Origin of the sequence: Embleya sp. NBC_00888, assembly GCF_045207655.1 — a bacterium.
In the GTDB taxonomy this organism is placed as follows: domain Bacteria; phylum Actinomycetota; class Actinomycetes; order Streptomycetales; family Streptomycetaceae; genus Embleya.
On the sequence record NZ_CP108785.1, the window covers coordinates 3,286,732 to 3,301,497 of the forward strand.

General features: G+C 72.0%; 12 protein-coding genes. 9 read left to right on the plus strand and 3 right to left on the minus strand.

All coding sequences use genetic code 11. The features are described from left to right. Nucleotides 1-13 precede the first annotated feature (13 nt). The 5 genes from OG948_RS48700 to OG948_RS48720 all read left to right on the plus strand — a co-directional run bounded on the left by OG948_RS48700 (nt 14) and on the right by OG948_RS48720 (nt 6,959). Nucleotides 14-1,354, plus strand: coding sequence for a DUF3089 domain-containing protein (locus OG948_RS48700; protein ID WP_331771463.1), 1,341 nt, complete (start codon nt 14-16; stop codon nt 1,352-1,354). Nucleotides 1,355-1,568: 214 nt separating this feature from the next. Continuing rightward, complete coding sequence (locus OG948_RS48705) at nt 1,569-3,095, plus strand: ABC transporter substrate-binding protein (protein ID WP_331771464.1); 1,527 nt, start codon at nt 1,569-1,571, stop codon at nt 3,093-3,095. Nucleotides 3,096-3,103: 8 nt separating this feature from the next. After that, nucleotides 3,104-4,042 carry an ABC transporter permease gene (locus OG948_RS48710; protein WP_331771465.1) on the plus strand — a complete coding sequence of 313 codons (939 nt, stop codon included), beginning with the start codon at nt 3,104-3,106 and terminating at the stop codon, nt 4,040-4,042. Next, entirely contained in the window at nt 4,039-6,072 is a 2,034-nt protein-coding gene (locus tag OG948_RS48715) for a dipeptide/oligopeptide/nickel ABC transporter permease/ATP-binding protein (RefSeq protein ID WP_331771466.1), read from the plus strand. Before OG948_RS48710 ends, OG948_RS48715 begins: the two co-directional genes overlap by 4 nt. Continuing rightward, entirely contained in the window at nt 6,060-6,959 is a 900-nt protein-coding gene (locus tag OG948_RS48720) for an ATP-binding cassette domain-containing protein (RefSeq protein ID WP_331771467.1), read from the plus strand. The genes OG948_RS48715 and OG948_RS48720 overlap by 13 nt, the downstream gene beginning before the upstream one ends. 83 nt (nt 6,960-7,042) lie before the next feature. Here OG948_RS48720 and OG948_RS48725 read toward each other — a convergent pair whose 3' ends face one another. From OG948_RS48725 to corA, 3 genes are all read right to left on the minus strand, one after another. After that, on the minus strand, nt 7,043-7,486 hold the full coding sequence (locus OG948_RS48725; RefSeq protein WP_331773553.1) for a MarR family transcriptional regulator: 444 nt from the start codon (nt 7,484-7,486) through the stop codon (nt 7,043-7,045). A 171-nt stretch (nt 7,487-7,657) separates the two neighbouring features. Beyond that, nucleotides 7,658-8,605 (minus strand): 3-oxoacyl-[acyl-carrier-protein] synthase III C-terminal domain-containing protein, encoded by a 948-nt coding sequence (locus tag OG948_RS48730; RefSeq protein ID WP_331771468.1) that lies wholly within the window; start codon nt 8,603-8,605, stop codon nt 7,658-7,660. Nucleotides 8,606-8,965: 360 nt separating this feature from the next. After that, on the minus strand, nt 8,966-10,042 hold the full coding sequence (corA, locus tag OG948_RS48735) for a magnesium/cobalt transporter CorA (RefSeq protein WP_331771469.1): 1,077 nt from the start codon (nt 10,040-10,042) through the stop codon (nt 8,966-8,968). Nucleotides 10,043-10,311: 269 nt separating this feature from the next. Here corA and OG948_RS48740 point away from each other — a divergent pair, with 269 nt between their 5' ends. From OG948_RS48740 to OG948_RS48755, 4 genes are all read left to right on the plus strand, one after another. Further along, nucleotides 10,312-10,941 carry a hypothetical protein gene (locus OG948_RS48740; protein ID WP_331771470.1) on the plus strand — a complete coding sequence of 210 codons (630 nt, stop codon included), beginning with the start codon at nt 10,312-10,314 and terminating at the stop codon, nt 10,939-10,941. A gap of 231 nt (nt 10,942-11,172) precedes the next feature. Then, entirely contained in the window at nt 11,173-12,426 is a 1,254-nt protein-coding gene (locus OG948_RS48745; RefSeq protein ID WP_331773554.1) for an aminotransferase class I/II-fold pyridoxal phosphate-dependent enzyme, read from the plus strand. A gap of 899 nt (nt 12,427-13,325) precedes the next feature. Beyond that, nucleotides 13,326-13,649 carry a hypothetical protein gene (locus tag OG948_RS48750; protein ID WP_331771471.1) on the plus strand — a complete coding sequence of 108 codons (324 nt, stop codon included), beginning with the start codon at nt 13,326-13,328 and terminating at the stop codon, nt 13,647-13,649. Nucleotides 13,650-13,787: 138 nt separating this feature from the next. Next, nucleotides 13,788-14,624 carry an alpha/beta hydrolase gene (locus tag OG948_RS48755; protein ID WP_331771472.1) on the plus strand — a complete coding sequence of 279 codons (837 nt, stop codon included), beginning with the start codon at nt 13,788-13,790 and terminating at the stop codon, nt 14,622-14,624. The last annotated feature ends 142 nt before the right edge of the window (nt 14,625-14,766 follow it).

Below are 14,766 nucleotides of genomic sequence, written 5' to 3' on the forward strand. Positions count from 1 at the left end.
CGGAGCTCACGCCATGAGCAGATCGAGACTCGTCCTCGCGTTGGCCGCGCTGACCCTGACCCTGACCGTCGCACCGACCGCCTCCGCCGGGGGTGGGCAATCGGACAAGAGTTTGACCAGCCCCCTGGCCGAGACGGTCTGGCTGTGTCGACCCGGCCTGCCCACCAACCCCTGCAACCAGGACCTCGCCGGCAATCCGCAGACCCCCGGACCCGGCGGCGCCTTCACGGCGCGTTACTTCAACGGGGCGACCACCACCCTCGACGCGACCGCCGTGCACCCCGACGGCTCGCGCACCCCCGAGCCCTTCGCCGGCCCCACCGACCCCCAGGTCGACTGCTTCTACGCGTACCCCACCATCGATCTGCTCCCCAACCCGCTGCTGCGCCTCGGTTCGCTGCCGCCCATCCCCTCGAACAGCGAACTCGCCGGCACCCTGATGCAACTCGGCCGATTCACCGACACGTGCCGCGTGTTCGCCCCCGTGTACCGACAGGCGTCGCTGTCCGAACTCCTGGTAGGCGGCCTGGGCATCCCACCGGACGCCGAGACCGGGTCGATGGACGTACGCGGCGCCTGGCGCGACTACTGGGCCAACCACAACACCGACCCCGTCACCCACAAGCGGCGCGGCGTGGTCATCCTCGGCCACTCCCAGGGCACCGGCGTGCTGACCCGGATGATGCAGCAGGAAATCGACGGCAACCCGGCCGTACAGGACCGGTTGGTGTCGGCAGTGCTGCTCGGCGGCTACATCCAGGTGCCGATCGGCGGCACCCAGGGCGGCGGCGACGATTCCGCGTCCACCTTCCAACGCATCCCCACCTGCGTCCGATCCGGCCCCCAGGCGCCGATCCCGACGGGGTGCGTGGTCGCCTACAACGGCTACGCGCTGCCCGATGGGGGACCGTTGCCCGCCGGATCCGCCTTCGGGCGCTCCACGGTGCCCGGTCACCGGATCGCCTGCGTCAACCCGGCCGCAGTGCTGCGCGGCGCACCCGCCGACGGCGTGACGCCGGTGGACATGTACATGCCGACCAGACGGCTCGTGAGCGGCAACTGGCTCAACCCGCGCGGCCACCTGGGCCACCTGCTCAGCTCGTACGACCTGGCCGACGACCCGTCCGGCTACACCCGATATCCGAACAAGGTGAGCGCGCGCTGCGCCTTCACCCAGGACTCGACCGGCACCGCGAGCCGGCTCGATGTCACCGGCGGTGACGGCCTGTTCCCCCAGGCCGGCCTGTCCGCCGTGCTGGGCACCCACACGGTCGACTACAACCTCGCCATGGGCGACCTGTCCGCGCTGATCAGCACACAGGCGAGCACCTGGCGCGCGGCCCACCCCGGCTAGCCGCCCGCCGCACCCGAGAAAGGCACGCGGTCGACCGCCGAGCGGACCCATATCCCGGAGCCGCTCGGACGGTGATTCGAGCATGCCGCAAAACGTCGGCCGAAATGCCCGGAGCCATGGGGTCGGACCCACGGCGGCCACCATTTCGGCCGACCCATCGGATCGAAGAATTCGATTTCCGAATTCGTCCCGCGAATTCGACTAAGGACCAGTCATGACCATCCTGGGACGCCGCCGCGTAGCGGCCCTCGCCACCGCCGCACTCGTGGCGACCGCCGTCGCCGGTTGCGGCGGCTCGAACACCTCGAAGTCCACCCGCGGCAAGACCCTGACGCTGGCCGCCGCGGCCGACGCGACCAGCCTGGACCCGGCGAAGGGCGCCGGCGGCAACGGACTCGCCTACCTGCAACCGCTGTACGACTCGCTCACGACGGTCAACCCGGACCAGAGCGTGGGCCCCGGACTGGCCTCCTCGTGGGCCTACACCGACCCGGAGCGCCGACACCTGCGGATGACCCTGCGCGAGGGCGTCACCTTCTCCGACGGCACACCCTTCGACGCGACCGTGGTCAAGCAGAACCTGGAACGCACCGCCGCCGCCAACGGCCCGTCCTCGTTCGCCGTCGCCGCGATCGCCGGCATCACCGTGACCGGTCCCATGGTTCTCGAACTGGCCCTGAAGACCCCGGACCCGTCGCTGCTGTACAACTTCGGCCTGGTCGCCGGGATGATGCTCAGCCCGAAGGCCTTCGGCGACGCGAACGCGCAACCGGTGGGCAGCGGCCCGTACATCCTGGACACCGCGCACACCACCCGCGGCGACCGCTACACCTACACCCGCAACCCGCGTCGCCAGGACCATGCCGGGTACCCGTTCGAGAAGATCGTGATCAAGGCGATCCCGGACACCAACGCCCGCACCACCGCGCTGCTCACCGGCCAGGCCGACGCCGGACTCGGCGCGCCCGCCCGGATGGACGCCGCCAAGCACGCCGGGCTCAACGTCACCCGCCAGCCCGGCCAGGTCACCGGCATGTGGCTGGTCGATCGCGAGGGCAAGGTCGCCCCGCCGCTGGGGGACGCCCGGGTGCGCCGGGCGATCAACCACGCGATCGACGGCCCCGGCATCCTCAAGGCGATCATGGCCGGCGTCGGCAGCCCCACCACGCAGATGTTCGCCGCCGGATCCCCGGCCTACGACCCGGAATTGGACCGCGCCTACCCCTACGATCCGTCCCGGGCCAAGCAGTTGCTCGCCGAGGCGGGCTTCGCCGACGGCTTCAAGCTCACCCTGCCCAGCGAGAACGCGTTCGTGCCCGCGCTGTACCCCGTGCTCGCCGAGCAGTTGAACCAGGTCGGGATCAAGGTCGAGTACACGCCGGTCAGCACCAACCAGCTCTCCCAGCAGTACTTCAGCGGTCGTTTCCCGGCGTTCATGTATGTCTGGGGCACGTCGCAGAACTGGATCGACGCGTTCGCGTTGTTGTCCCCGGCGATGCCCACCAACCCGTTCAAGGTGGCCGACCCGGTGATCACCGACCTGCTCGCGCGCATCGCGACCTCCCCCGACGACGCGCAGGGCCCGCTGTACCGGCAACTCAACGCCCACGTCGTCGAACAGGCCTGGTTCGCGCCGCTGTTCCGCGGTGACAACGTGCTCTTCTCGGCCAAGTCGGTCAGCCTGAGCAACCGACCCGGGCAGACGTTCATGTCCTTGACCGACTACCAGCCCGCCTCCTGAGCCGCGCGATGATCGGCTTCCTCGCCCGACGTGTGCTGTCGGCCGTCGTACTCCTGCTGGTGGTCTCCGCGCTGACCTTCTTCCTGATGGACCTGCTGCCCGACCCCGGGCAGGGCATCCTCGGCGTCTCCGCGACGCCCGAACAACTCGCCGCCAAAAAAGCCGGGTTGGGCCTGGACCGGCCGGTCGTGGTGCGCTGGCTGGACTGGCTGGGCGCCGCCGTGCGGGGCGATCTGGGCACCTCGTGGACCACCGGCCTGGACGTGAGCGACTCGATCGGCACCAAGTTGCCGGTGACCCTGTCGCTCACCCTCACCGCGACGCTGGTGTGTGCGCTGCTGGGCATCGGCCTCGGGCTGTTCGCGGCGATCCGGCGCGGCGTCGTGGACCGCTGCGTGCACATCCTGGCGGTGGCCGGCTTCGCGGTGCCCGGTCTGTGGGTGGGCATCCTGCTCGTCACGCTGTTCGCGGTCCGCCTGGAGGTGCTGCCCGCGACCGGCTACGTGCCGTTCGCCGAATCCCCCGGCGACTGGGCCCGTTCGCTCGTCCTCCCGGTGGCCACGATCGCGGTGGCGGGCGTCGCGGCGATCGCCCAACAGACCCGCAACGCGGTCGCCGAGGTACTGGAACGCGACTACATCCGCACCCTGCGCAGCCGCGGACTGCCCGCCCGGCGGGTGCTGTTCGTGCACGTGCTGCGCAACGCCACCCCACCCGCGTTGACCGTGGTCGGCCTGCAGTTCATCGGGCTGCTCGGCGGCGCGCTCGTGATCGAACAGATCTTCGCGCTGCCCGGCCTGGGCTCGTTGGCGATCGGCGCGACCTCGCAATCGGACGTACCCACCGTGCAGGGGGTCGTCCTGGTCAGCGTCTGCGTCGTGGTCACCGTCAACCTGGTCGTCGACCTGGCGACCGGCGCGCTCGATCCGAAAGTCGGCATGCGATGAACGACAACCAGGCCCCCTCGGTCGCCCCGCCGACCGCCGTGCTCCCGGCGCCGGCCCCGGCGGTCGGCGTCGAACCGGCTCCCGGCGCACCGCACGCCGGACCCCGCCGGCGCGGCCCCGCCGGGCGCTTCGCCCGGGACCCGGTCGCGGTCACCGCCGCGGCCGTCCTGCTGTTCGTCGTCGTCACCGGCGCGGGTGCCGGCCTGATCGCCGAACACGGGCCGAACAGCGCGGCGTTGCACGCGGTGTTGGCCGACCCGTCCGGGAAGCACCCGCTGGGCGGCGACGGTTCCGGGCGCGACGTGCTCAGCCGGCTGCTGTACGGCAGCCGGACCAGCCTGCTGGCCGGCTCGATCACCACGTGCGTCGCGCTGCTGATCGGCGTCCCCACCGGACTCGTCGCCGGCTACGTCGGCGGCTGGTGGGACACGGTGTCGAGCTGGGTCGCCAACGTGTTCCTCGCGCTACCCGGCATCGTGGTGCTGCTCGCCCTGGTCGCCGTGCACGGCCCCGGCCTGGCCGTGTCGATGATCGTGCTCGGCGTGCTCACCGCCGCGCCGGTCTTCCGCCTGGTCCGCGGCGAGGTGCGGCGCGTGCGCGGCGAACCGTACGTGGACGCCGCGCGCGTCGCGGGCCTGTCCGATCTGCGGATCATGCGCCGACACATCCTGCGTGTGGTGCGAGTCCCGATCATCACCCAGGCCTCGCTGATCTTCGGCCTGGCCATGATCATCGAATCCGGCATCGCCTTCCTCGGCCTCGGCGAGGCCGATCGGGCGAGTTGGGGCGCGATGTTGGGCGACGCCTCCACCCACGTCTACGACACCGCCCTGCTGTCGGTGTGGCCCGGCGCGGCGATCACGCTGACCGTACTCGCGGTCACCCTGTTGGGCGCGGGCCTGCGCGACGCCTTCGGCGACGCTCCCCGGCCGGTCCGGGCACCGCGCCGCCGGACGATCCGAGGGGCGGCGCGCGGACCGGGCCGGGCGACCGAGGCGGCGTCGACCGGGGTGGCGACGCCGGCGGGCACGACGACGGTCGGCACCGACGTACTGCTCTCGGTCGAAGGACTGCGGGTGGCCTACCCCACTCCCGACGGCGAGGCCGCCGTCGTCGACACGGTCTCGCTCACCGTGCACCGGGGCGAAATCGTGGGCCTGGTCGGCGAATCGGGGTGCGGCAAGACGCAGACCGCGCTGGCCGTGCTGCGCCTGCTGCCCGCGGGCGGCGCGATCCGCGCCGGCCGGGTCGAGTTCGACGGCCAGGATCTCGCCACGCTCTCCGAACGCGGCGTCAACGCGCTGCGCGGGCGCCGGATCGGCTACATCCCGCAGGACCCGATGTCCAACCTCGACCCGAGCTTTCGGATCGGCGGCCAACTCACCGAGCCGCTGCGCGCCCACCTCGGCCTTTCCCGCGACGCCGCCCGCCGACGCGCGCTGGAACTGCTGGACCGGGTGGGCATCACCGACCCGCCCCGGGTGTTCGACGCCTACCCGCATCAGATCTCCGGCGGCATGGCCCAGCGCGTGCTGATCGCGTGCGCCGTCGCGTGCGAGCCCGACCTGCTGATCGCCGACGAGCCCACCACCGCGCTCGACGTCACCGTCCAGGCCGAGATCCTCGACCTGCTGCGATCGCTCCAGCGCGAGCACGACATGGGCGTCGTGCTGGTCACCCACGACCTCGGCGTGGTCGCCGACCTGTGCGACCGGGTCGCGGTGATGTACGCGGGCGAGATCGTCGAGACGGCGACCTCGGCGGACCTGTTCGCCCGACCGGCCCACCCGTACACGGCCGCGCTGTTGGCCGCGATCCCGCCCGCCGAGGGCGGCGCCGACCGGGGCCCGCTGCGCACCATCCCGGACCGGGTGCCCTCGGTTCGGGACCGGCCCACCGGTTGCCGATTCGCGCCGCGTTGCGCGTACGCCGCACCCGAATGCGCCGTCCACCCGCAACCGAGCAGCCACGGAACCGGCGCGGTGCGCTGCGCCCGGGTGCAGAACGAGGTGATCGCATGGACAAGTTGAGGCGGCGGGAATCCGACGCGGCGGCGTCGAACGGCACGAAGTCCGCCCCCGATCCGCTCCTGCGCATCGAGAACCTGGTGGTCGAATACCGCACCGCCGACCGGCGCAAGCCGCCGCTGCGGGTGCTGCACGAGGTGAGCCTGGACGTGCGTCCGCACGAAACCGTGGGCCTCGTCGGTGAATCCGGCTCGGGCAAGACCACCCTGGGCCGTGCGGTGCTCGGCCTGGTCCCGGTCGCGTCCGGCACGATCGCCTTCGACGGGAGCCGAATCGACGGCCTGGCCCGGCGCGCCCGACGCGCGCTGAGCCGGGACATCCAGGTGATCTTCCAGGATCCGTACGGTTCGTTGAACCCGTCGATGACCATCGGCGACATCCTCACCGAACCGCTCACCGCCGGGCGGACGCACAGCCGAGCCGCCGCGCGGGCCCGGATCGGCGAACTCCTGGACGCGGTGGGCCTGCCGGCGGACACGGCGGACCGGCTCGCCCGCGAATTGTCCGGCGGGCAGCGCCAACGGGTCGCCATCGCCAGGGCCCTGGCGCCCGGGCCGCGCCTGATCATCTGCGACGAGCCGGTCAGCGCACTGGACCTGTCCACCCGGGCCCAGGTGCTCAACCTGCTTGTCGAACTCCAGCAACGAACGGGCGTGGCCTACCTGTTCATCGCGCACGACCTGTCGGTGGTGGGCCACGTCAGCGACCGCGTCGCGGTGATGTCGAAGGGCGCGATCGTCGAATGCGCCTCCGCGCGGCGGATCACCACCGAGCCCGCGCACCCCTACACCCGCAACCTGCTGCTCGCCGCGCCGGTGCCCGATCCGGCGCGGCAGGCCGACCGCCGGGCCGCGCGACATCGGCTCGCACGGGAGGGCGCGGCGCGGTGATCCGCCGGGTGCGATCGAGGCGGCCGGTGCACGGGCCGGTGCACCCGGGCACGCGGATCGCGCCCGGGTTGTCGGCGGCGGCGTCAGGCTCGCTGTTGGTGGTGCGTGAACAGTTGGGTGAGCAGGCGGGTCAAGGTCTGCCTGTCCTCGGCCGAGAGCGGTTGCAGCAGGTCGTCCTGCACCCTGTCGAGCGTGCGATTCATGCGTCGCAGTTGCCGGCGACCCGCGGTGGTGAGGGTGACCCGGTTGCGCCTTCGGTCGTCGGGGTCCGGTGTGCGCTCGACGTATCCCGCCTCGGCCAGTTCGTTGATCGCCGCCACGACGTCGCTGCGGTCCATATTGCACCGGCGACCGAGTTCGACCTGGCTGGCCGTGCCGAACTCGTCCAGCGCGGCCAGGATCCGGTAGTGGTACCCGCGCGCGCCCACCTCCCCGAAGCCCTCGGACGCCAAGCGGTGGGCGTGTACCGCCACCTGAGTGAGCAGCCAACTCGGCTTCGCGGCCATCTGCGCGGGGATCCGTTCCACGACGGCCACGATACATCGTTGGCATAGCCAATGTTGGCCTCGCCAACGTATGGGTCGCGATGTCCACGCATGGGCCGATGCCGACGCTGTGGGGAGCACGCCCGCCACGTGACCACCGACTTGCCGGCGCACGTCGACGGCGAACGGACCGCCGTCTCGGCGAACCCGGGGTCAGATTTCGACGACGGCGGCGGCCACCGCTCCCGTGCCGCCGAGGGAGGTGAGGAGGACGCGGGTGCCGGTTGGGTGGTTCGACTCGAGGACCATGCGGGTTGCGATGAGTAGGCCCGCGGCTCGGGGGTGGCCGGTTTCCGGGCCGATGTCGGTGACCCGGTGGCGCTGGAGGCCGAAGTGGCGGCGGAAGGCGCGGTTCGTCTCGGCGGACGGCGTGTGCAGGGCGACGTGGTCGATGGTCGACCACGCGATCCCGGCCTGGCGCAGCGTCTGTGCGATCACCGCGGAGACCGCGATCGGCGCGTCCCGCAGGCATTCGCCGTGGTGCTCCCGCCAGGAGGCGTTGACCCGGTCCACCATCGTGGCCACCGCCGACCGCCCCGGTTCGTGTCGACGTATCTCGCCACCCGCCACGACTCGCGTCCCACCACCCGTCCCACCGACCGCCCCGACTCGCGCACGCGCCGGCCCGGGGACGACCCGGACGTCCGGGTGCGGACGGGTACTCGCCCGGTGGTCGCGCGCGGAGACGGCCAGCAGGCGATGCCGGGTCAGCCCCTTCTCCAGTACCAATCCCGCCGCCGCCGGCCGCGACTCGTGCGCGGGCGCCAGCACCAGGCCGCGCCGCGCCGCCGGATCGACCGCGAGGTGCGCCGCGAGCGTGCCCAGCGCGGACAGCGGATGATCGCCGCAGTGCACCGCGTGGTAGGCGTGGATCCGCCCGACGCCGATGCGGTCCAGGACCAGTCGCCCGGACAGCGCGATCGGCGCGCCGGCGGTGGCTCGGTCGCACAGCAGGCAGTACTGGTCGTCCAGGTCCTCGCCGATCAGCCCGCCGCGCGCCAAGGTGTCGCGCAGCGCGGCCTCGTCCACGGACAGGGCGGACATCGGCGCGGCGGACGTACAACTCCCCACGGCGGCGATGCCCAGGCCGGTCACCTTCATGGTGTGTTCTCCTTCGCGGTGCCCGACGCCGACACCCGGCATCGGGCACGACCCCCGAGGACCGTCCGTCCCGTCCTCGCGCCCGTCGTTGAGGTGACGCGCCGCGAGCGGGTCCCGGGGGTCGTGCCAGGCGATCGAAGCTATCCGCCGCGCACCCGTTCGAGACCGGCCTTCACGCCCCCCTGACGCACCGACCAAAGGCCCGTACGCGGCTTTTACACCCGCTGCACGCGACACCGCGCGAACGGATCGACACCCGCGCACGGGTCGATACGGCGCGAAGGAGCCGACGCAGCCCGAACGGAACCGAACGCCGCGCGCACGGAGCCGACACCCCGCGAGCGGACGCCGCCGCCGGGGTCACAGCCAGTCGTTGCGGCGGAACGCCCGGAACATCAACGAACACGCGGTGACCATGACCACCAGCACGGCGGGGTAGCCGTACGTCCACTTCAACTCGGGCATGTGCTCGAAGTTCATCCCGTAGATCCCGACGATCAGCGTCGGGACGGCCAGGATGGCCGCGATGGCGGCGATCTTGCGCATGTCGGTGTTCTGCCGGACGGTCACGCCGGCCAGGCTGGCCGAGAGGATGCCGTCCAGCAATTCGTCGAACGCGGCCAGCCGCTCGCGGACCTGGGCCAGGTGGTCGGCGACGTCGCGCAGGTAGGCGTCGAAGCCGGTGCCGACACCGGGCAGCGTGCCGCCGGAGAGTCGCTCCAGGGGTCGGGCCAGCGGCAATACCGCGCGCTTGAACTCGATCAGTTCGCGCTTGAGCTGGTAGATGCGCTCCGCGTCGTTGCTCGGCCGGGGCGCGAACACGTCGACCTCCAGCCGCTCGAAGTCGTCCTCGACCTTGTCCGCGACACGCAGGTAGTCGTCGACGACCCGGTCGGTGATGGCGTGTACGACCGCGGCCGGCCCATGCGCGAGCATCGCCGGGTCGGCCTCCAGCGACTGGCGCAGCTCGACCAGCGGCGGCGCGCTGCCGTGCCGGACCACGACGACGAACTTCTCGCCGGCGAAGACCATGATCTCGCCGGTGTCGACCACCTCGCTGGTCGCGGTGAGCGCGTCGTGCTCGACGTACACGATGGTCTTCAGGACCAGGAACAACGTGTCGTCGTAGTACTCCAGCTTGGGTCGCTGGTGGGCCTCGACCGCGTCCTCGACGGCCAGCGGGTGCAGGTCGAACGCGTCGGCGATGCCGGCGAGGTCCTCGGCGAGCGGGGCGTACAGCCCGATCCACACGAACGTGTCCTCGCCGGCCTCGGCCGCGTCCAGCGCGTCGCGCAGTGCCACCTTGCCCGGACGCCGCACGCCCTTGTCGTAGAGCGCGCAGTCCACCACGACGGGCGCGCGCGAGGCCCCGGCGTCGGGCGCGGGTACCGCGCCGCCGCCTTGCCGGAATCGCCTGGGCGTGCGCCACGAGCTCATGGGTCCTACTCCCGGATCGAGGGTGTCCCCGCCGATGGTAGGCGCCGCCGACGCCTGGGGTGCGGGGAGCGGCGGATCGGTGCGGGCGGATCGTGCGGGCCGGCTGGTGCGGTCGGGCGCGGGCGTCGTGGCCGTACGGGATCGCCCCGGTCGTACGGGAACGGGGTCGGCACGCCCGGGACGAAGCGACCTGCCGTCGGTCGGGTGACGTACGCTCGACGCTTTCGCCCGTCGGGCCCGCGAGCCCGAATCGACCGAGGAGGCAACCGGTGCGCACCGCAGGCGAGTTCGACGGATCCGCGGCCGAGGACCCGAAGGCGGCGTCGATCCCGGCGACCGGAACGCACCCGCGCTACGACGGGTTGTACGTGGCGATCCGGCCGGACGGCGTCGACCGGTCGGGCGGGGTCTCCGATGCGGATGAGGAGTCCGGTGCGAGTGGAGCATCCGGTGCGAGTGGAGCGTCCGGTGCGAGTGAGGCATCCGGTGCGGACAAAGCGGAGGAGAGCTACTGCCGCTACATCCGGTTCACCGCCCCCGATCTGGTGTCCGCCGTCACCTCCGTCGCCGGCGCCGAGCACCTGGTGGCCCGCTGGTTCGGGCCCGAGCACGCCGGGTGCAGCCAGGGCACCTACGAGCTGCGCGGTACGTCGATCTCGTTCGACGTGACCAGCCCGAGCGGCACCGTGCGCTACGCGGGCCGGGTCGGCGGGGACGCGCAGAGTCTCACCCTGGACTCGCACAGTCTGATCAACGATCACCGCGCGCATCTGGAGCTGCGTTTCGTGGCGACGGAGTTCCCGACGACCGGGTGGACCCCGGACGAACCGGAGGAATGTTCGGTGCACTGGCCGGAGGAATGCCCGGAGGACTGTCCGGAGCACCGGTCGGAGGAATGACCGGAAGCACGACCGGACCATGGCCGAAGGAGTGCACGGCGGCGTCGACCGCGAAGCAGGCAGGCGGAGTGAGCAGCCGAGTCGACGCCGCGGTGAACGTGGAGTGAACGGAACGCCCGGCCGGGAAAGGCCGCCGGCTCCGGCGCACCTCGGCGTGTTGCTAGATTGGCCCCGCCGCAAGTGACTGCGGCTTCCGCCTATTTTGGGGATCCCGTGCCGCACAGCACCACCGTGTCCATTCCGGAAATCGACCTCGCGGCCGCTCGGGCGGAGTACGCCGCCCTGGCGGCCGAGGGACTGCGCCTCGACCTCACCCGAGGCAAGCCCTCGCCGCAGCAGTTGGACCTGGTCAACGACCTGCTCACGCTGCCCGGCGGAGAGGACTTCAAGGCCGCCGACGGTACCGACTGCCGCAACTACGGCGGGCTCAACGGTCTGCCCGAGCTGCGCGCGATCTTCGCCGACCTGCTCCAGGTACCGGCCGAGCAACTGCTGGCCCTGGGCAACGCGAGCCTGACGCTGATGCACGACGTGATCGCCAACGCACTGCTGTCCCGGGTGCCCGGGGCGGAGCGCCGCTGGGTGGACGAGCCCGAGGTGCTGTTCCTGTGTCCGGTGCCCGGCTACGACCGGCACTTCGGGGTGCTGGAGCGATTCGGCATCGGCATGGTGCCGGTTCCGCTCACCGGCGCGGGTCCGGACATGGACCAGGTGGAGGCGCTGGTCGCCGCCGATCCGAGGATCAAGGGCATGTGGTGCGTGCCCAAGTACAGCAACCCCACCGGGGAGACCTACAGCGACGAGACGGTGCGTCGGCTGGCCGCGATGCCGACGGCGGCGCCGGACTTCCGGCTCTTCTGGGACAACGCGTACGCCGTGCACCATCTGACCGACACCCCGGTCGAGCTGCTGTCGATCCTGGACGCGTGCGCCGAGGCCGGGAACCCGGACCGGGCGTTCGTCTTCGGCTCGACGTCGAAGATCAGCTACGCGGGCGCCGGCGTCGCGTTCGTCGGTGCGTCCGAGGCCAACGTCGCCTGGCTGACCGGGCTGCTGGCCAAGCAGACGATCGGCCCGGACAAGATCAACCAGCTCCGGCACGTGCGCTTCTTCGGCGACACCGAGGGCGTGGTGGCGCACATGCGGCTGCACCGCGACCTGCTCGCGCCGCGGTTCGGGGCGGTCTACGAGGAGCTGGAGCGCGAGCTCGGCCCGCTGGGTATCGCCACCTGGACGCGCCCCGAGGGCGGCTACTTCGTCAGCCTGGAGGTGCCGGACGGCTGCGCCGCCGAGGTGGTGCGGCTGGCCAAGGAGGTCGGCGTCGCGCTGACCCCGGCGGGTGCGGCCTTCCCCGGCGGGAACGACCCGCGGGACCACCAGATCCGGCTGGCGCCGAGCTACCCCACGGTCGACGAGGTCCGCCGCGCGATGCGAGCCGTCGCGATCTGCGTCAAGCTGGCCGCCGCCGAGGCCGCCGCAGCCTGACCCCACCCGCCCCGTCGCACCGCGCCACCCGAGTGGACCGGCGCGACGGGGCGGATGGTGCGCGTGCCGCCGGCGGGATCGGGGCCTGGGGATCCCTGGGTCGGGCCGATCTGATGATCGGGATCTCGCGTCAGCGCCCGGTCGAGGCCCACACGCGCAGGTTCGCGCCGTGATCACCCCCTCCGCGCCGACTCTGCGGACGCCGCGCTGTGCGTGCTCGCTCAAATCGCTGTCTCCGCCCACGTGCTCGCCCCGATGGATGCGGGAGGCGTCCCACTGCCGGCACCACGAGCCCGGAACGCCGCGGTCCTGGTCGCCCGGAGCGCGACCCGGGTGCCCCGACCCGGATAGAGCTTCGTCGGTCCGAGCGTCGGCTCCACCGGACCGCAGCCGCCCGGCACCGGCCTCGCCGCGACCGCGCCCGCGCCGCCGGTTTTGTTGGGCTCGGACACCCGAGCCGCACGCCGGCGCCCCGGCCGGCGCAGCCCGTTCGACCTCCCGGAGCGCAGCCGCCCAGGACCGACCCGTCCGCGGCCGAGTCCGCGCCGCCGGCGGTGTCCTTGGCCCGGGGTCGGACCGGAACGCGCGCCGGCGACGCCCATTCGGTCTTGCGGGTCGTGGTTGGGCGGGATCTGCCCCGGCTGGGGTGCCGTCGACGGTGTGTCGTGTCGGATGGGCCGGTCCCCGAGGGGGCGCCGATGGTGCGATCGCGGGTCGGGTGCGAGATGGGCCGCTGAACGGGTGAACTTTTGTTGCCCGGCCGACCAGTTGGGGAGGGACCCATCGGAACGAGGTTCCACCGCGCCCGGGTCGTCTCGCCGACCGATCGAGGGCGGGGTTCCACTGATCTCGAACTCGCCTGTGTGGAGGGTTCGTTGCCCGGGAATCGGAGAGCATCGATGCGCTTACTCGAACACTTCGGCCGCATCACCCTGACCGTCGGTGTCGCCCTCACGCTGGGCGTCACCTGCGTCACGAGTGCCCAGGCCGCCACCGGGACGCTGACCTATGTGTCGGTGACCGGGGACGACTTCACCCTGTCCGATCCGGAGAACGGGGAGTGCTACCTGCTGTTGCACGGGGCCACGTGGGTGGACAACGGCACGGACACCCTCGCGCAGTTGTACGGCGATCGGGGTTGTGAGGAACCCATGGCATCTCTCCCGCCGGGCACGGCGGGGGACTTCGGTCCGCCGGTGCCGCACAGCGTGCGGTTCGGGTGATCCGACCGGGTGTCGGGGAGGGGGTGTGCACGGACGCGTCCTCCCCGACACCCGGCGGGTGGTTGCTTGACAGAGCAGTGGCTAACGGTGTTAGCTCTGCGGCGGAAGGCATCACCACACGGACGCACGGGGGAAGACATGACGGAGTTCTTGGAGGTCGACGGCGGCCGGCTCGCCTACGACGTGAGCGGGCAGGGTCGATTGATCGTGCTCTCACACGGCATGGGCGACAACAGATCGGCCTACCGTGCGGTCGCCGAGCGACTGAAGGCGTCCGGATATCGGGTCGCCTGCGCGGACCTGCGCGGCCACGGCGAATCCACCGTCGGATGGGCCTCCTACACGCGTACCGACACCGCCGGCGACCTGCTCGCGCTGATCCGGCACCTGGGCGGCCCCGCCGTGATCGTCGGCCACTCCTTCTCCGGCGGCTCGGCCACCATCGCCGCCGCGCGGGAGCCGGAACTGGTCGACGCGATCGTGGAGATCGCCCCCTTCACCCGCGCCCAGAAGGTCGACGCCAAGGCCCTGCTGCGCAACGGCCGCTACCGCAAGGGCATGACCCTGCTCATCGGCACCGCCGTACTGCGCAATGTCGGCCTGTGGAAGCGCTACCTCGACCACGCCTACCCGGACCCCAAGCCCGCCGGCTACGCCGCACACGTCGCCACCTTGGACACCGAACTGAGCCGTCCCGGCCGGATGGCCGTGGTTGCCAAGATGGGCCAGTCCGCGCCCACCGATGCCGGCGCCGTGCTGGGCGACATCCGCTGCCCGGCCCTGGTGATCGAGGGCACGCTCGACCCCGACTGGCCCTCCGCCGAGGCCGAGGGCGCGGGCATCGTCGCGGCCATGCCCGAGGGCCTGGGTCGGCTCGAACTGGTCGAAGGCGCGGGCCACTACGCCCACGTGCACTTCCCCGACCGCGTCACGGAAGCCATCCAAACCTTCCTCGCCGCCGAGGCCCACAACTGACCGACCGCCCCCTCCGACCGACCCCTCGACCGCGCCGTGACCTCCCGTCCCGATCCGGCGTCCGCACCCCCAATCGCACCTCGAACCCGGCATCCCGGGTCCGCCGCCCCAGTAGGGCAGCCAGGCCGAGGTGACGCGTGCG